The 15,720-nt window shown below is 61.0% G+C and carries 22 protein-coding genes; 16 read left to right on the top strand and 6 right to left on the bottom strand.

What is annotated here, in order from left to right; all coding sequences use genetic code 11:
• Nucleotides 1–1,317, top strand: coding sequence for a flagellar protein export ATPase FliI (gene fliI / locus WC529_06635; GenBank protein ID MFA5113949.1), 1,317 nt, complete (start codon nucleotides 1–3; stop codon nucleotides 1,315–1,317).
• A gap of 8 nt (nucleotides 1,318–1,325) precedes the next feature.
• Nucleotides 1,326–1,802, top strand: a complete 477-nt coding sequence (locus WC529_06640; GenBank protein MFA5113950.1) for a flagellar FliJ family protein — start codon at nucleotides 1,326–1,328, stop codon at nucleotides 1,800–1,802.
• Here WC529_06640 and rpmB read toward each other — a convergent pair.
• Nucleotides 1,780–1,980 (bottom strand): 50S ribosomal protein L28, encoded by a 201-nt coding sequence (rpmB, locus tag WC529_06645; GenBank protein ID MFA5113951.1) that lies wholly within the window; start codon nucleotides 1,978–1,980, stop codon nucleotides 1,780–1,782. The genes WC529_06640 and rpmB overlap by 23 nt on opposite strands.
• Before the next feature lie 31 nt (nucleotides 1,981–2,011).
• Between rpmB and recG the strand changes: the two genes are divergently transcribed.
• Genes recG through rfbB form a run of 7 tightly spaced genes read left to right on the top strand, consistent with a single transcriptional unit; the run spans nucleotide 2,012 to nucleotide 7,833 of the window.
• The gene (gene recG, locus WC529_06650) at nucleotides 2,012–4,024 is read left to right on the top strand and encodes an ATP-dependent DNA helicase RecG (GenBank protein MFA5113952.1); all 2,013 of its coding nucleotides are present in this window, start codon (nucleotides 2,012–2,014) and stop codon (nucleotides 4,022–4,024) included.
• Nucleotides 3,945–4,502, top strand: a complete 558-nt coding sequence (gene rsmD / locus WC529_06655; protein ID MFA5113953.1) for a 16S rRNA (guanine(966)-N(2))-methyltransferase RsmD — start codon at nucleotides 3,945–3,947, stop codon at nucleotides 4,500–4,502. The genes recG and rsmD overlap by 80 nt, the downstream gene beginning before the upstream one ends.
• Entirely contained in the window at nucleotides 4,499–4,975 is a 477-nt protein-coding gene (gene coaD / locus WC529_06660) for a pantetheine-phosphate adenylyltransferase (protein MFA5113954.1), read from the top strand. Before rsmD ends, coaD begins: the two co-directional genes overlap by 4 nt.
• Before the next feature lie 2 nt (nucleotides 4,976–4,977).
• Complete coding sequence (locus tag WC529_06665; GenBank protein ID MFA5113955.1) at nucleotides 4,978–5,397, top strand: hypothetical protein; 420 nt, start codon at nucleotides 4,978–4,980, stop codon at nucleotides 5,395–5,397.
• Nucleotides 5,394–6,110 carry a ribonuclease PH gene (gene rph / locus WC529_06670; GenBank protein ID MFA5113956.1) on the top strand — a complete coding sequence of 239 codons (717 nt, stop codon included), beginning with the start codon at nucleotides 5,394–5,396 and terminating at the stop codon, nucleotides 6,108–6,110. The genes WC529_06665 and rph overlap by 4 nt, the downstream gene beginning before the upstream one ends.
• Nucleotides 6,107–6,826, top strand: a complete 720-nt coding sequence (locus tag WC529_06675; protein ID MFA5113957.1) for a sugar phosphate nucleotidyltransferase — start codon at nucleotides 6,107–6,109, stop codon at nucleotides 6,824–6,826. The genes rph and WC529_06675 overlap by 4 nt, the downstream gene beginning before the upstream one ends.
• The gene (gene rfbB / locus WC529_06680; protein MFA5113958.1) at nucleotides 6,823–7,833 is read left to right on the top strand and encodes a dTDP-glucose 4,6-dehydratase; all 1,011 of its coding nucleotides are present in this window, start codon (nucleotides 6,823–6,825) and stop codon (nucleotides 7,831–7,833) included. Before WC529_06675 ends, rfbB begins: the two co-directional genes overlap by 4 nt.
• Here the strand turns inward: rfbB and pta are convergent, their stop codons facing one another.
• Genes pta through WC529_06695 form a run of 3 tightly spaced genes read right to left on the bottom strand, consistent with a single transcriptional unit; the run spans nucleotide 7,834 to nucleotide 10,383 of the window.
• Nucleotides 7,834–8,829: a phosphate acetyltransferase gene (gene pta / locus WC529_06685; GenBank protein MFA5113959.1), complete on the bottom strand. Its 996-nt coding sequence runs from the start codon at nucleotides 8,827–8,829 to the stop codon at nucleotides 7,834–7,836. It lies immediately after the preceding gene.
• 7 nt (nucleotides 8,830–8,836) lie between these two features.
• Nucleotides 8,837–9,754 (bottom strand): DUF362 domain-containing protein, encoded by a 918-nt coding sequence (locus tag WC529_06690; protein MFA5113960.1) that lies wholly within the window; start codon nucleotides 9,752–9,754, stop codon nucleotides 8,837–8,839.
• Nucleotides 9,751–10,383 carry a uracil-DNA glycosylase gene (locus WC529_06695; protein MFA5113961.1) on the bottom strand — a complete coding sequence of 211 codons (633 nt, stop codon included), beginning with the start codon at nucleotides 10,381–10,383 and terminating at the stop codon, nucleotides 9,751–9,753. The genes WC529_06690 and WC529_06695 overlap by 4 nt, the downstream gene beginning before the upstream one ends.
• Before the next feature lie 155 nt (nucleotides 10,384–10,538).
• On the opposite strand from WC529_06695, the gene WC529_06700 reads away from it, so the two are divergent.
• Genes WC529_06700 through WC529_06715 form a run of 4 tightly spaced genes read left to right on the top strand, consistent with a single transcriptional unit; the run spans nucleotide 10,539 to nucleotide 13,177 of the window.
• Complete coding sequence (locus WC529_06700) at nucleotides 10,539–10,904, top strand: hypothetical protein (GenBank protein MFA5113962.1); 366 nt, start codon at nucleotides 10,539–10,541, stop codon at nucleotides 10,902–10,904.
• On the top strand, nucleotides 10,904–12,127 hold the full coding sequence (locus tag WC529_06705; protein ID MFA5113963.1) for a hypothetical protein: 1,224 nt from the start codon (nucleotides 10,904–10,906) through the stop codon (nucleotides 12,125–12,127). Before WC529_06700 ends, WC529_06705 begins: the two co-directional genes overlap by 1 nt.
• Before the next feature lie 7 nt (nucleotides 12,128–12,134).
• Nucleotides 12,135–12,578 carry a hypothetical protein gene (locus WC529_06710; GenBank protein MFA5113964.1) on the top strand — a complete coding sequence of 148 codons (444 nt, stop codon included), beginning with the start codon at nucleotides 12,135–12,137 and terminating at the stop codon, nucleotides 12,576–12,578.
• 2 nt (nucleotides 12,579–12,580) lie between these two features.
• A complete protein-coding gene (locus WC529_06715; protein ID MFA5113965.1) occupies nucleotides 12,581–13,177 on the top strand; it encodes a class I SAM-dependent methyltransferase in 597 nt (198 codons plus the stop codon).
• Between the two features lies 1 nt (nucleotide 13,178).
• Here WC529_06715 and WC529_06720 read toward each other — a convergent pair whose 3' ends face one another.
• Entirely contained in the window at nucleotides 13,179–13,373 is a 195-nt protein-coding gene (locus tag WC529_06720) for a DUF5652 family protein (protein MFA5113966.1), read from the bottom strand.
• 95 nt (nucleotides 13,374–13,468) lie between these two features.
• On the opposite strand from WC529_06720, the gene WC529_06725 reads away from it, so the two are divergent.
• Complete coding sequence (locus tag WC529_06725; GenBank protein MFA5113967.1) at nucleotides 13,469–14,197, top strand: hypothetical protein; 729 nt, start codon at nucleotides 13,469–13,471, stop codon at nucleotides 14,195–14,197.
• Nucleotides 14,197–14,889 (top strand): class I SAM-dependent methyltransferase, encoded by a 693-nt coding sequence (locus tag WC529_06730; protein MFA5113968.1) that lies wholly within the window; start codon nucleotides 14,197–14,199, stop codon nucleotides 14,887–14,889. The genes WC529_06725 and WC529_06730 overlap by 1 nt, the downstream gene beginning before the upstream one ends.
• Nucleotides 14,890–14,901: 12 nt before the next feature.
• Here the strand turns inward: WC529_06730 and WC529_06735 are convergent, their stop codons facing one another.
• Nucleotides 14,902–15,072 carry a hypothetical protein gene (locus WC529_06735; protein MFA5113969.1) on the bottom strand — a complete coding sequence of 57 codons (171 nt, stop codon included), beginning with the start codon at nucleotides 15,070–15,072 and terminating at the stop codon, nucleotides 14,902–14,904.
• 97 nt (nucleotides 15,073–15,169) lie between these two features.
• On the opposite strand from WC529_06735, the gene WC529_06740 reads away from it, so the two are divergent.
• Complete coding sequence (locus tag WC529_06740; protein ID MFA5113970.1) at nucleotides 15,170–15,655, top strand: GNAT family N-acetyltransferase; 486 nt, start codon at nucleotides 15,170–15,172, stop codon at nucleotides 15,653–15,655.
• Nucleotides 15,656–15,720 lie beyond the last annotated feature (65 nt).

Consider the following 15,720-nt stretch of genomic DNA (forward strand, 5'->3'; position numbering starts at 1 on the left):
ATGGTCACCGCCATCGATTTTGAAAAATACCACCAAGCGGTGGACCGCGCCGACCTGGTCCGGGTGATCGGCAAGGTCGTCCAGGTCGTCGGCCTGATCATCGAAGCGCAGGTCGGCGGCGTTTCCGTCGGCGACCTCTGTTCGATCCGGATCGAGAAAGAGAGCCGCGAACAATTCGCCGAAGTGGTCGGCTTTAAAGAGAGCCGCGTCCTTTTGATGCCGCTCGGTTCCACGGCCGGGATCGCGCCCGGCGCGCAGGTCACGGCGGTCGGCCATCCGCTCAAGGTCCGGGTCGGTTACGACGTCCTGGGCCGGGTGCTGGGCGGCCTGGGCGAACCGATCGACGGCAAAGAGCCGATCCTGGGGATCGCGGACGCGCCGCTCGACGCCGATCCGCCCGATCCGGTCCGGCGGCCGCGGGTCACGGACGTGATGCGCTGCGGCGTCCGGGCGATTGACGGGATGCTGACGGTCGGCAAGGGGCAGCGGATCGGGATCTTCGCCGGCTCCGGCGTCGGCAAATCGACCCTGATGGGGATGATCGCCCGGAACGCGGAAGCGGACATCAACGTCATCTGCCTGGTCGGCGAGCGCGGCCGCGAGGTCCGCGATTTTATCGAGGAATCCCTGGGCGAAGAAGGCCTGAAAAAATCGGTGGTCGTGGTCGCCACGTCCGACCAGCCGCCGCTGATCCGCCTCAAGGCCGCTTTTGTCGCGACCGCGATCGCCGAGTTTTTCCGGAACGACGGCAAGAAGGTCATCCTGATGATGGACTCGGTCACCCGCTTTGCCATGGCGCAGCGCGACATCGGGCTGGCCGCCGGCGAGCCGCCGACCACCAAAGGTTACACGCCGTCGGTCTTTGCCATGCTGCCGCGGCTGATGGAGCGCTCCGGCACCTCGGAAACCGCCAGTATCACCGCTTTCTACACGATATTGGTGGAGGGGGACGACTTCAACGAACCGATCGCCGACCACGCCCGCTCGATCCTGGACGGCCACATCGTTTTGTCCCGCGACCTGGCGGCGCGCAACCACTACCCGGCGATCGACGTGCCGCACAGCGTTTCGAGGATCATGACCAACCTGGTATCCGACGAGCAGAAAGCGGCGGCCGGCAAGCTGCGCGAGGTGCTGGCGCGCTACTCCGAGGCGGAGGACCTGATCAATATCGGGGCGTACGTCAAGGGGAGCAACCCGAAGATCGATTACGCGCTGTCGAAGATCGACCAGGTCAACGAATTCCTGAAACAGGGGACGTTCGAGCAGATCGAGTTCGAAGAGACGGTCGAGCGGCTGCTCGGCATCTTTAGCTAGGAGCGAACATGGCTAGGGCGCCCAAACCGGGCAAAAAATTCAAATACGACCTGACCGCGGTCCTCAAGGTCCGCGCGATCCGCGAAAAGAAGGAGCAGGAGAAGTTCGCGGAAAAGAACCGCGCGTTCCTGGAGGAAAAAGAGCGGGAAGAGGCGATCGCCCGGGAGAAGAAGGGGAAAGAGGCGGAGCTGCGCGGGGTGTTCCAGAAGGGGCCGATCACCGATTTCCAGAAAGTGCTGCGCCGCCGCGCCCACCTGGACGTCTTAAAGGACGACCTGGAAGAGCAGGTGGAAAAGGTGATCGAGGCCAGCAAACTGCTGGAAGAGCAGCGCGCCAAGCTGATCGAAGCGGTCAAGGACAAAAAGATCATGGAAAAGCACAAGGAAAAGAAGCTGGAAGAGTACAATAAGCTGATGTCGGGGCTGGAGCTGAAGTTCATGGACGAGATCGCGACGCAGCGGTTTAAGCGCGAGCCAAAGACTTAGTAACTTTACCGGCCTTCAGGCACTTGGTGCAGACGTATTCGCGCAGCTTTTTCCCCTTGACCAGCATCCGCACTTTCTGCAAGTTCGGCTTGAACAGGCGCTTGGTCTTGCGGTTGGAGTGGGAAACGGAGTTTCCGACCACGGCTTTCTTATCACAGATAAAACATCTACGACTCATGACCCCACTATGATAGAATAATTTCCAGACGATGTCAAATCTGAAACTGGACACCCCGATACAGTATCTTAAGGGGGTTGGGCCGAAGCTGGCCCGGATCTTCGCCAAGGTCGGGGTCGTCACGATCGAAGACCTGCTCTATTTTCTCCCCCGCGCTTACGAAGACCGGCGCGAGATCCGGCCGATCGTCCGGGTCCGGCCCAACGAGCTGGAAGTGGTCAAGGGGGAGATCCTCCGGGTCGACGCGCAGCGGACGCGGAACCGCTTTTCCCTCCTCAAGGTCTACCTGAGCGACAAAACGGCGACCATCCAGGCGATCTGGTTCAACCAGCCGTATCTGGCCCGCCTCTTTCACCGGGGGATGAAGCTGATCGTCTCCGGCAAGGTCGAATATTCGCAGTACGACGGGCTGCTGCAGCTCCAGGTCCGCGATTTTGAGATCGACACCGGCGACCCGCCGGGGATCGTCCCGAAATACCACCTGACCGAGGGGCTCTACCCGAAAAAGCTCCGCTCGGTGATCAAGAGCGCGCTGGACGACTGCCTGCCGCTGATCAAAGACGAGAAAGCGCGGGCGGCCCTGAGGACGCTGCAGCAACCGACCGATCTTAAGGCGCTCGAGCCGGCCAGGAATTATCTGGCCTACGAAGAGCTGTTCAACTTCCAGCTTGGGCTGCTGCTGCGGCGGCAGCAATACCAGACCGAACTGCGGGGGACGGCGCTGAAGGTGGACGCCGCGGAGCTGTCCGCTTTCCGCCGGAGCCTCCCGTTCGCCTACACCGCCGCGCAGGAGCGGGTCATGGCGGAGATCGTCGGCGACCTGGCAAGAGACCGGCCGATGAACCGGCTGCTGCAGGGGGACGTCGGCTCGGGCAAAACGGTGCTGGCGGCCGAGGCCGCTTACCTGGCGGTGCGCAGCGGCCTGCAGGCGATCGTCCTGGCCCCGACCGAGATCCTGGCGAACCAGCATTTCCAGAAGCTCAAACAGCTCCTGAAGCCGTTCCGCTGCCGCGTCGATCTGTTAACGGCGACCACCGGGAGCGACGAGAAACGGGAGGGTTTACTGAAGCAGGACGTGATCGTCGGCACGCACGCCCTGCTGGAGGAGAAGGTCAAGTTCCGCGCGCTGGGCCTGGCGGTGATCGACGAGCAGCACCGCTTCGGCGTCCACCAGCGCGCCGCCCTGATCAAGAAAGGGACGGCGCCGCACACGCTGGTGATGACGGCGACGCCGATCCCGCGCTCGCTGGCCCTGACGCTGTACGGCGACCTCGACCGCTCGATCATCGACGAGCTGCCGCCGGGGCGCACCCCGATCAAGACCTACTACGTGCCGGAGAGCAAGCGGAGCGGCGCCAACGACTTTATCCGCCAGAAGATCAAAGAGGGGCGGCAGGTCTTCGTCGTTTGCCCGCTGGTGGAAGAATCGAGCGAGCTGGACCTGAAGGCGGCGACGGCAGAGGCGGCGCGGCTGCAAAAAGAGGTCTTTCCCGAGTTCCGGGTCGGCCTGATCCACGGCCAACTTTCGGGCGAGGAGAAGGAGAAGGTGATGAAAAAGTTCCTGCAGGGGAAACTGCAGCTTTTGGTCTCGACGACGGTGATCGAGGTCGGGATCGACGTTCCCAACGCGACCGTCATGGTGATCGAGCACGCCGAGCGCTTCGGCCTGGCCCAGCTGCACCAGCTGCGGGGGCGGGTCGGCCGGGGCTGCCAGGAATCGTACTGCTTCCTGATCGGCAACCCGAAAAGCGAGTTCGCCAAGGCCCGGATCAAGGCGATGCTGGAGACCAGCGACGGTTTTAAGATCGCCGAAGAGGATCTGCGCCTGCGGGGGCCGGGCGAAATGCTCGGCAGCCGCCAGTCGGGTTTGCCAAACTTCCGCGTCGCTGATATAATTAGGGACGAAAAAATCCTGCAAGAGGCGCGGGCGGCCGCGCTGGATTTGATCGGAAAAGAGCCAGAAATTGCGCGTCATCGCTGGGAAAGCCAAAGGGAAAACGCTAAAAACTCCAAAGAAAAACTGGAGCATTCGGCCTTTAACTGACCAGGCGCGCGGGGCGTTGTTCAACATCCTGGCGACGGAAACGCCGGACGCGAGCTTTCTCGACATTTTTGCCGGGACCGGGGCGGTGGGGATCGAAGCGCTGTCGCGCGGCGCGCGGCTGGCGATCTTTGTCGACCTGAGCCGGAACGCCGTCGGCCTGATCCGCGAGAACCTGGACCTGACCGGTCTTGCCGACCGGGCCGAGGTTTACGCGGTCGACGCGGTCCGGGCGATCGGCATCTTGAGCGGCAAGGGGGCCCGGTTCGAGATCATCTTCCTGGGCGCGCCGTACGAGAGCCCGGTCCTGGAAAAGACGCTGGCCAGGCTGGCGGAGACCGAACTGCTGGCGCCCGGCGGCACCCTGGTCGCCGAGCACCGGCGCCAGCACACGCTGCCGGCCGAGTTCGGCAAGCTGAAGCTGGTGCGCGAAGCGCGTTACGGCGAAACGATCCTGGCTTTTTATAAGGAAGCGACATGAAAATAGCGATCTATCCCGGCAGTTTCGACCCGATCACCAACGGGCACCTCGACGTGATCGAGCGGGCGGCCCGGCTGTTCAACCGGGTCATCGTCACCGTCAGCCGCAACCCGGAAAAAGCCCACTTTTTCCCCTTTGCCGACCGGCTGGCGATGATCAAAAGTTCCGTGACCCACCTGAAAAACGTCTCGGTCGACAGTTTCGACGGGCTGCTGGTCGACTACGTCCGGCGGAAAAAGGCGAACGCGATCGTCCGCGGCCTGCGCGCGGTCTCCGACTTCGATTACGAGTTCCAGATGGCGCTGACCAACCGGAAAATGGCCCCCCGGATCGAAACGGTCTTTCTGATGACCGATTACAAGTATTCCTACCTCAGTTCCAGTTTCGTCAAACAAATTGCCGATCTGGGCGGCGACGTCTCGGGTTTCGTCCCGGCGGCGGTCGCCCGCAAACTAAAAAAAGGAGCGCGATAATCATGGAAATACTCGGGATCCTCGATACCCTGGAATCGGTCATCATCGACAGTCCGCGGCTGCCGTTCACCAAAAAGCTGGTCATCGACGAGGAAAAGGTGCTCAAGATCATCGACAAGATGCGCAACGTCATCAGCAGCGGCGGCGAGTCGCCGTTCGGCCGGGGCGGCAAGAAGGCCGGCGCGGCGGAAGAGAGCGCGGCGGAAACGGCCGAGAACGACCGGCGGCCGCCGGCGGAGAACAAGGCGATCGAGGTCATCGAGCAGGCGTACCAGATGGCGAAAGAGATCCGCGAAGGGGCCGACAAGTACGCCGACGAAGTGCTGGCGAACCTGGAAGCGACCTCGACCCGGGTCCTGCGCACCGTCAAGGCGGGACGCGAGCGGTTGACGAAGAGCGTGCCGGCCAAGGGGGAGAAGTGAAGCGCGACGATAACCGGACGCCGGCCCAGATCCGTCCGACCAAGATCACCCGGAAGTACCTGAAATACCCCCAGGGGTCGGTCCTGATCGAGATGGGCGACACCAAGGTGATCTGCACCGCGATCGTGCAGGAGAAGGTCCCGGACCATAAGCGGGGGACCGGTTCCGGCTGGGTAACGGCCGAATACGCCATGCTGCCCGGCGCGACGACGACCCGCGCCCAGCGGGAAAAGACCTTAAAAGGGCGGACGGCCGAGATCCAGCGGCTGGTCGGCCGGTCGCTGCGCGCGGTCATCGACCTGAACAAGCTCGGCGAGCGGACGATCATGCTCGACGCCGACGTGATCCAGGCGGACGGCGGGACGCGGACCGCGTCGATCACCGGCTCGTTCGTCGCCCTCTGCGACGCGGTCAAGTGGCTGCGGGAGCAGGGGAAGATCGCGGAAGATCCGATCAAAGAGTACCTGGCGGCGATCAGCGTCGGGATCGTCGACGGCGTGCCGGTCGCCGACCTGCCGTACGCCGAAGATTCCCGGGCCGAGGTCGACATGAACGTGGTGATGACCGAATCGGGCAAGCTGGTGGAGGTCCAGGGAACGGCGGAAGGCGAGCCGTTCAGCAAGAAGACGCTGGACGAGATGCTCGGACTGGCGGCCAAGGCGATAAGTCAGCTGATCGCGGCGCAAAAGAAAGTGCTGGGGAGGAAATCATGAAAGGGATAATCCTGGCGGGCGGGACCGGTTCGCGGCTCTATCCGCTGACCAAGGTGACGAATAAGCATCTGCTGCCGGTCGGCCGCAAACCGATGATCTACCATCCGATCGAGAAGCTGACGGAGGCGGGGATCGAAGAGATCCTGATCGTCACCGGCGTCGAGCACATGGGGGACATCGTTACCCTGCTCGGCAGCGGCAAGGCGTTTTCCTGCCGCTTTACCTACAAGGTCCAGGACGAGGCGGGCGGCATCGCCCAGGCGCTCGGCCTGGCGGAGAACTTCGTCGGCCGGGACAGCATGGTCATTATCCTGGGGGACAATATTTTCCAGGACAAGCTGGCGCCCTTTGTCGGCAAGTTCGAAAAGCAGAAGAAAGGGGCCAAGGTCCTGGTCAAGGAAGTTGCCGATCCGCACCGGTTCGGCGTGATCGAGATGAAGGGGGACAAGGTCGTCTCGATCGAAGAGAAGCCGAAAAAGCCGAAGAGCAATTTTGCCGTCACCGGCGTCTACTTCTACGACCACGAGGTCTTTAATGTCGTCAAAGGGCTCAAGCCGTCGGGCCGCGGCGAGCTGGAGATCACCGACGTCAACAACGCCTATCTGAAGCGGGGCGAGCTGACCTATGACGTTTTGAGCGGCTGGTGGAGCGACGCCGGGACCTTTGAATCGCTGGAGAAAGCGACCCTTTTGGCGGAGGGCAGGATCGAGCTATGAAGCTGCTGGTCACCGGCGGCGCCGGCTTTATCGGCAGCAACTATATCCGCTACGCGCTGCGGGCGCATCCCGACCTCGAGATCGTCAATTTCGACAAGCTGACCTACGCCGGCAACCTCGAGAACCTAAGCGACGTCGCCAACGATCCCCGTTACTCCTTTATCAAGGGGGATATCGCCGACTCCAAAGCGGTCGAGGAAGCCGTCGCCCGGCTCGGCTGCGGCGGGCAGATCGTTAACTTCGCGGCGGAGACCCACGTCGACCGCTCGATCGTCTCGGCCGGCTCGTTCGTCCAGACCGACGTCTACGGCACCTACACCTTGCTGGAAGCGGCCAAGAAGTTCCGGGTCGCCCGCTACCTCCACATTTCGACCGACGAGGTCTACGGCAGCCGCGCCAAAGGTTCGTTCACCGAAGAGTCGAACCTGGAACCGAATTCCCCGTATGCCGCGTCGAAGGCGGGGGGGGACCTGCTCGTCCGCGCTTATTACCAGACCTACCAACTGCCGGCCATCATTACCCGGTCGTCCAACAATTACGGCCCGTACCAGTACCCGGAAAAAGTGATGCCGCTCTTTATCACCAATCTGCTGCAGGGGGCGAAAGTGCCGCTCTACGGCGACGGCAAGAATATCCGCGACTGGCTGTACGTCGCCGACAACTGCGCGGCGATCGACCTGGTGCGGCAAAAAGGCCGGGAAGGCGAGATCTACAACATCGGCGGCGGCAACGAGCGGCAGAACCTCGAGATCACGCAGCTGATCCTGCAGGAGCTCGGCCTCGGCCAAGAGCTGATCGACTGGGTCAAGGACCGGCCGGGCCACGACCGGCGCTATTCGATTGACTGCGCCAAGATCAAGAAGCTGGGCTGGAAACCGGCCACGAAGCTGGAGGACGGCCTGAAGCAAACGGTCGCCTGGTACCGGCACAACCGCGACTGGTGGCTGAAGATCAAAGAGAAACAAACCGAGTTCAAACAGTTCTACGCCGAGTGGTATAAAAAGTAACTACTGCGCCTGCACCGCGGTGATCGCGGTGACGTTGACGATGTCGTCCACGCTGCAACCCCGCGACAGGTCGTTGACCGCTTTCGCTTCGCCCTGCAGCAAGGGGCCGAACGCCTGCGCGCCCGCCAGCCGCTCCGTCAGCTTGTAGCCGATATTGCCGGCATCGAGGTCGGGGAAGATCAGGATGTTGGCCCGGCCGGCGACCAGGCTCCCCGGCGCCTTGCGCTGGCCGATCGCCGGGATCAGGGCGGCGTCGAGCTGCAGCTCGCCGTCGATCAGGAGCTCGGGCCGTTTTTCTTTCGCCAGTTTGGTGGCGGTGATCACCTTGTCGACGTCGGGGTGGACGGCGGAGGTCTTGGTCGAGAACGAGAGCATGGCGATCCGCGGCTCGCTCCCCATCAGCTTCATGAACGAGTCGGCGGTCTGCCCGGCGATGTCGGCCAGTTGCTCGGCGGTCGGGTTCGGCACGACGCCGCAATCGGCGTAAAAGAGGACCCCGTCGTCGCCGAACTGCTTGTCCTTGAGTACCATGGTAAAGAAGCTGGAGATGATCGACTGGCCCGGCGCCTTGCCGATGCAGTCGATCGTCGCCCGCAGGGTGTCGGCGGTGTAGTGGGTGGCGCCGGTGACCAGGCCGTCGGCCTCGCCCTGGTCCACCAGCATGGCGGCAAAGTAGGGGTAGTCGCGGGTCATCAGATGCCGCGCCTTCTCGATGGTCATCCCCTTGGCGGCCCGCCGCTCCTTGAGCAGCTGGATATACTTGTCGATGTTCGGGTGTTTGAGCGGATTGACGACCTTGATGCCGGCAAGGTCGACGTCGCCGGCGCCGGCGACGAGGTGCATCGCCGTTTCTTCGCCGATCAGCACGACCTGCGCCAATTTGGATTTATGGATCAGTTCGGCGGCTTTAAGGACGCGGGCATCTTCGGTTTCCGGCAGAACGATCGTCTTGTTCAGTTTTTTGGCTTTGTTCCAGGTCTCGGCAATGAAGTCCATGTCGGGACTATTTTACCACAAGCTCGTAGTTTCGGCTACCGAGGGCGAGCGACTCCGCGTATACGAGCTGGGTCGTCCAATCGACATCGGGATAAAGGGCGCGCCAGACGTCGCGCCCGGCCGCTTTGTTGACGAGGTCGGCGGCTGCCTGGTCGATGGCGACCGGGTCGGCGGAGACGAGGACGCCGAGGTCGGGGACGACCGGCGGATCGTTGCGCGGGTAACAGTCGCACTGCGGCGAGAGATCGGTCAGGAAAGTGACGAAGCCGGTTCTCTTGCCCCGGACGACGCCGGCCGCGTATTCGACGAACCGCTCCTGGACCAGGGCGGGCGGCCCGACCCAGCACGCTTCCAGCGTCTGGTTGCGGCGGCAGGTCTTGACCTCGGCGCAGTTGGCGCAATCCTGGTGCATTTTTAATTTGCCGAGCCGGGAACCGCACCCCATGCCGATATTTTTCAGCGCGCCGCCGAAGCCGGAGAGCTCGTGCCCCTTGAAATGGGTCAGGGCGATGAGCGTGCCGGTCCGCGCGATGACGCCGCCGAGGTAGATTTTCTGAAAGTGTTTTAAGCCGACCGCCACGATCGCCTGGTCGCTCTCTTCGGAAATGACGGCCTCGGCGCCGGCCCGCTCCAGGAAGTAGCCGTGGTCGCGCGCGACGTCGAGGTGGGTTTTGGTTTGCTGCCTTGGTCCGCGGTAGAGGGTGTTGCAGTCGGTGTAGAACGGTTTGCCGCCGAGCTTGGTGATCAGTTCCGCGACCGGCCGGACCCGGTCCGGTTTCAGGTAAGCCGTATTCCCCGGCTCGCCGAAGTGGATCTTGAGGGCGACGTCGGCCCCCGGCGCGACCAGTTTATCCAGCCCGGCGGCGAGAAAAAGTGCGGATACCTGGGCGGGATCGTCGGCAAAATAGACCGGAGAGGGGGTCATTTAGATAATTCCGAGACCTTTTTCAGGTAATCGAGGGCGTTGCGGACTTCCTGAACATCCTGCCAGGTCAACCATTTCGGTTTCCCTTTTTCCTTAGAAGGATTGCGCAGGAGGTAGGCGGGGTGGAAGAGCGGCATGACCGAAATATCGGTCCCCGGGAGCTTGAGCCACTGGCCGCGGATCTTGGTGATCGGCTCGTCGGTCTTGAGGACCGCTTTGATCGCCGGCGACCCGGCCAGCAAGATGATCTTTGGTTTGACGAAATGGATCTGCGCTTCGAGGTACGGCCGGCACGCTTCCTGTTCGGGCGCCAGCGGGGCCCGGTTCTCCGGCGGGCGGCATTTGACGGTGTTGGCGATGTAGATGTCATTGGGGCGATTGATCCCGACCGCAGCGAGGATCTGGGTCAACAGCTGGCCGGACCGGCCGACGAACGGCAATCCCTGCTCATCTTCTTCCGCGCCGGGAGCTTCCCCGATCAGCATCAGGTCGCAGGGGACGGGCCCATGGCCAAAAACGACGTTGGTCCGCCCTTTGGCGAGCTGGCATTTGGTGCATTTTTCCGCCAGAGCTTTGACCTGATCGTAAGACAGAGATAACAGGTCCGGTTCGTTGGAGAAAAGGTCCATGCCTTGATTTTAGCAGACCGGAGAATGAATGCAAAGGAAAAGGTGAAATTATCGCCGTTCTTTGGGGATAAATGAGCGGAGGTACGCAGCTTATGGCGGGAGTCTCTCTTATCCGCGGCTGCCGGTCGGTTTGGCACCGGCTCGGCACCGATAATATGAAAGTCGACTGGCTGATGGCGCGCAAGCTGACCGGCGCGGAGATCTATCGCTACGCGACGGGAAAAGACCCGGTGCTCCGCCTCCGCTTCTGGATGGTGCTTAACGAAGAGCCGCAGCGGGTCGTTGACCTGGTCGGCCGGCCCGGCGTCGACCTGGAGCAGCTGCTCCGCGCGGCCGAAGCGAAGCCGGCGACCATTGCCCGGACGCTCTGCGCCCGCTTGAGCATCAGGTTCGACCAGCCCGGTTTAAACATCGCCCTCCGGGTGATTCGCGCGCGCTCGGTCGACGACCGGGGCGTTATCATGACGCTGATCGGCCATGCCGACCGGACGCTGTTTTGCGAACTGGAGAGGAAATTATAGTGCCGACCATTGCCGCGCCGCGCCAGACCGTCCTTTTTACCTCCTGCCGGACGCTGGCCATGGAGCGCTCGCATTTCCGGCGGATCGAAAGGGAATTCGGCCAGGAGATCGGCCTGCTGGGGCTCTATACCGCCGGCATCGCCCTGCATCAAAAAGAAGTGCTGCCGCTGGCCGAACGGGTCGTCCACGGCGGTTTTGACCGGCGGATGGTGGAAGAGACCGAAGAAGATTTCCGGATCCACGATCCGCTCCTTTACCTGACGATGCGGCAGGAGATGGTCTGGGACGAGCCGTGGCGCGACCTGGCCCGCCTCGTTGTGATGAGCGACCTGACCCGTCTCGGCCATCGGGTGGCGGCGTTCGCCCCCGATCCCGAAGTTTACGAATACGCCGATCCGCAACAACTGGAGCTGGTCAAGGAGGCCGGGGTCGCGGAGCGCGACATCATCTTCCTGGCAAAACCAAGCCACGATGAGCCGACCGGCTCGATCGCTTTTCCCCGCGACCTGTTCGTCCAGCAAAAAGATACTGTCTACGTCGCCCCCGGCGAACACAATCCTTACGGTTGGCAAGGTTTTTTCAACTGGGCCGTCGGCCTGAAGCGGAACCACAGCCGGATCGGGATGGGGGGAGAGGTGATCATTGCCGATAATTTTGCCCTCCTGTCCGAACAGGTCCGTCCCGATCTCGCAATGTTCGGCGGCATCGCCGACCCAATGGCGGAGTTTTTGTCCATGACGACGATCGGCGAGAGCGAACACACTCTAAAGCGAATGGGGAAGCAAGTTTACCGGATCCCGACCGGCTGGATGGAGCTGTTCCCGCCGGCGGTCATCGAAGAGGTGGGCGGCGACAAGCCGATCCTGATCCCGGCCGACCATGCCGACATGCAGGTCCTCCACCTGCCGGCCGAGAACGCTCTCTTTTTTTCCGAACGTTATTACCGGGAGAACCGGTCGTTTTTGGAGCGGCTCGTGGAGCAGGTCCGGCCCGAGCTGTCCGGCACGCTCCCCGACGAGGACGGCATGCCGGTCAATTCGCTCCCTTTGCCGGGCGGCGGGGTCTATATGGACGCGGCCGCTCGCCGGTCGGTCATGATCCTGCGCCGGCTGGGGATCAGGGTGGAAACGACTTCCCGGCCTTTTGGCAGCTGGGCCTGGGGGACGAACGGCGGGATCCATTGCGCGACCAATCAGGTCGTTTTACCGGCAGAAAAGGAGTGAAGTAAAAATGGGCAATATTACGGCGGCTACGTCCCGGTCGGTGTTCCAGCGCCGGATCTATAAGGTCCGGACCGGTTTCCCCGAGGCGGAGCGGCGGATCCAAAAATTCCAGCGCCGGCTCGAGACGGCCGAAAAAGCGGGCAATCTGTTACACGACAAGTACTTGTTGGCCGAACTGAAACGGACCGAAACGCTCTCCCGGCGGATGCTCGGCGACCTGACGGAAGCGCTCAAGGCCAATCCCGCCCTGGCCGTGCCGGCGGAAATAGTGAAAAAGGTCCTCTATGTCCATCTTAACGCCCGGCTGCTCCTCTCGCGCCTCGATAAATTGCGGAACGCCCGCTCGTTCTTTCTGGCCGACCAGCGGGCGATCGAGCAGCTGGAGGCCGTTTACAACGTTCACGAAGAGTCGCTGCTTAGCCAAGCGATCGACAGGCATACGCGCAGCTAACCATGATCAGCCGGACCGAAATGCGGAGCGCCTGGCGGCGGCTCAATACCGTAAAAACTTTAACGGCCCAAGCGGAGCGGCAGCTTGGCGGCAGCAGTTTTCCGACCGCGGCGCCGCACCGGGCGACCTACCTGGGGAGCTCGACGCAAAAGTTCCTGCTGGCCATCGAGAAACTCCATCTCCCTTACGAAACGACCATGGCGGACCTGGGAATGGGGCTCGGCCAGATCTGCGACGTGGCTCCCTTTAAAAAAGTCGTCGGGTTTGAGCAGGATGAGAAGCTGTTCGCCGCCGCGGAGCAAATCAGGGGATGGCTGGAGCTGGACAACGTCTCTTTCCGTTGCGAAGACTTTTTAACGGCCGACCTGACCGGTTTCGATCTCCTCTATTTCTTCAAGCCGTTCCACGCCGGTTTCCGGGAGAGGATGAGGGAGCGGCTGCTGGACACCCGGCCGGGGACGCTGATCATCTCCAACGCGGCCGACGTCGAGCGCCAGGCGATCTTCGGCGGTGACAGGTTCCTCCGCTTATTTTCCCTGGACGAGTTCATGCCGGTCCGGTCGCATATCGAAAAATTTACGACCTACCGGCGGATTTAAACTACGCTTTTTTCCGCTGGAAGAACCAGAGATAGGTTATTTCCAGGATCCCCACCGTATTGATCACCAGCAGGGCGATGAACCAGGCCGGCTGGTCGTTCTTCGCGGCCGCCCAGAGCGACCGGCCTTTCCAATAGAGCGACCAGATGAGGGCGACAACGATCAGGAGCTGGTACTGCAGCGACAGGTTTTCCATGCGACACCTCCGATGATTATCCTCAACATTCTATCTGATACGAAAAGATTTGACAATTGACTCTGCTAGTCGGGAATGGGAGAATACCAAGTATTATGGCCGGCAAGATCGTTAGTTTGCCCCTGGACGAGTACGCCGAAAAGGGGCTTTATCTCCTTTTTCCGGATGCCACCCGGCTCGATATCACCGCCAGCCGCGTTAAGGCGGCAACCAAAGAATACTGGGCGGACGAAACGAAGATACCCCAAGAAGTCAGAAAGACCGTCGATTTCCAACGGTGCGATTTTTGCCCCCGGTTAAAGGATGGCGGGATCTGCGACGCGATCCGGCCCGTTCTCCCTTTTCTGGACGCGCTTGATAAGTACGTCTCTTTTGACAAGGTGACCGCCGTCTACAAGGGGTGGCGGCCCGACCTGTGGCGGTTCTCGGACACGAACATGCAGAACGCCCTGGTCTATCTTTCCACTCTTAGCCTGATCCACTATTGCCAGGTAGCGGTGCAATACCGGAAATATTTTTACGGGGTCAATCCGCTGATGAACGCCACCCAGTCCAGCGCCCGGATCTATTTAAATATCTATTGGGAAAAGAACGGGGACTGCGGCAAGGTGAACGCGCTCCTGGCCGATTTTAAGGCGGTCCTGTCGGTCACGGCCCAGAACCAGGTGAAAAGGCTGAGTTTGATCAGCAAGAACGACGCTTTTATCAACGCGATCATCAAGACCCAGTTAATAACCGAATTCCTGGCCCAGGATTACGACGACGTCCTTGCCAACTCTTTCAAGACGATCGAGCAAAAAAACCGGGAAGAAGAGAAATATTAGTGCGTAAAACCCGCTGGCGTCAGGTGTTCGAGCATTTTAACGGCGAAGCCCGGGTTTTTGACGCCGGGATCGTCAAGAGCGTGCCGCATTACCGGCAGATGATCGAAGTTATTGTCGAGCTGCTCCCTTTTCCCCGGCGCCAAAAGGTCGTCTTGCTCGATATCGGCACGGGGACGGGGAACATCGCGTGCAACCTGAAGGCGGCCTTCCCGAATTCCCGGCTGGTTTGTCTCGACCTTTCACCCAACATGCTGGCGGCGGCGAAACAGAAGCTGGCGCGGTTCCAGGGGATCGAATATGTCGAAGCGGACGCCGCGGCCTACAAATTAGACCGGAAGTACGACGCGATCGTCTCCTCGCTGACCCTGCACCATTTGGAGGACGACGCCGCCAAGCACGCTTTTCACCGGAAAGTGTTCCGGGCGCTGAAAAAGGGCGGGATGTTTATCAACGCCGATATAATTATCGCGCCGGACAAGCGCATGCAGGCGGTTAACCTGGCCAAATGGCAGGAATTTATTCTCCGGTCGTCGTCGCCGGCTTTTGCGGCCGACCGGTACAAGAAGTATAAAGCGGAAGACCGGCCGGCGATCCTGCTGCACGAGCTCTCTTCTTTAAAAAAATGCGGTTTCCGCTCTGTCGAGGTCTTTTGGAAGTACTACAATTTCGCCGTTTACGGCGGAATGAAGTAAGCCGCCCGGCGACTACATCTTCAGCATTTCCAGCACTTTATACATCAACATTGCCGGCCAGACCAGTGCTTTGACGATGCCGAGCAAGCCGTTAAAAAACGAAGTCGCGTGCTGGACGTAATACACCGCCGCGCCGAGGAATCCCAAGCCGTAAACTCCACCGAACATCCCGTTATCTTTCATGTTTATTTCACGCTCCCGGGAAATTATCGGCTTTTGAGGGGTATTTGTCAATTGGCGAATAATTGACAGGCAAAGGCGGTGGTGGGAGAATAAAAGCATGATCCGCCCCTGCAATGATAAAGACATAGAAGCGATCCAAGCGATAATCAACGATGCCGCGCGGGCGTACAAAGGCGTTATCCCGGCCGACTGCTGGCATGAGCCGTACATGCCGCTGGAAGAGTTGCGGCAGGAGATCGGGGAGGGGGTCAAGTTTTGGGGTTGGGAAGAGGGGGGCGAGCTGGTTGGGGTGATGGGGCTGCAGGATGTGAAGGATGTAACGCTGATCCGGCACGCTTATGTCCGCACCGCCGCGCGCAGCCACGGTATCGGCGGCAAGCTGCTCGAGTATTTAAAGGCGCAAACTACCCGGCCTATTCTGATCGGCACCTGGGCAGCCGCCGTCTGGGCGATCCGCTTCTACGAAAAGCATGGTTACCGGTTAGTTTCTCCCGCGGAAAAGGACAAACTTCTCCCCAAGTATTGGTCCGCCCCCCAGCGCCAGTTCGATAATTCGGTGGTATTAGTGGAGGGAAAACAATGAATAATATATTAATCTTGATACCCAGAATTCTTGCAATTCTTTACATGGCTTTCCTTAGTCTCTTT

The organism is Candidatus Margulisiibacteriota bacterium (assembly GCA_041650855.1).
Taxonomy (GTDB): domain Bacteria; phylum Margulisbacteria; class WOR-1; order O2-12-FULL-45-9; family XYB2-FULL-48-7; genus JALOPZ01.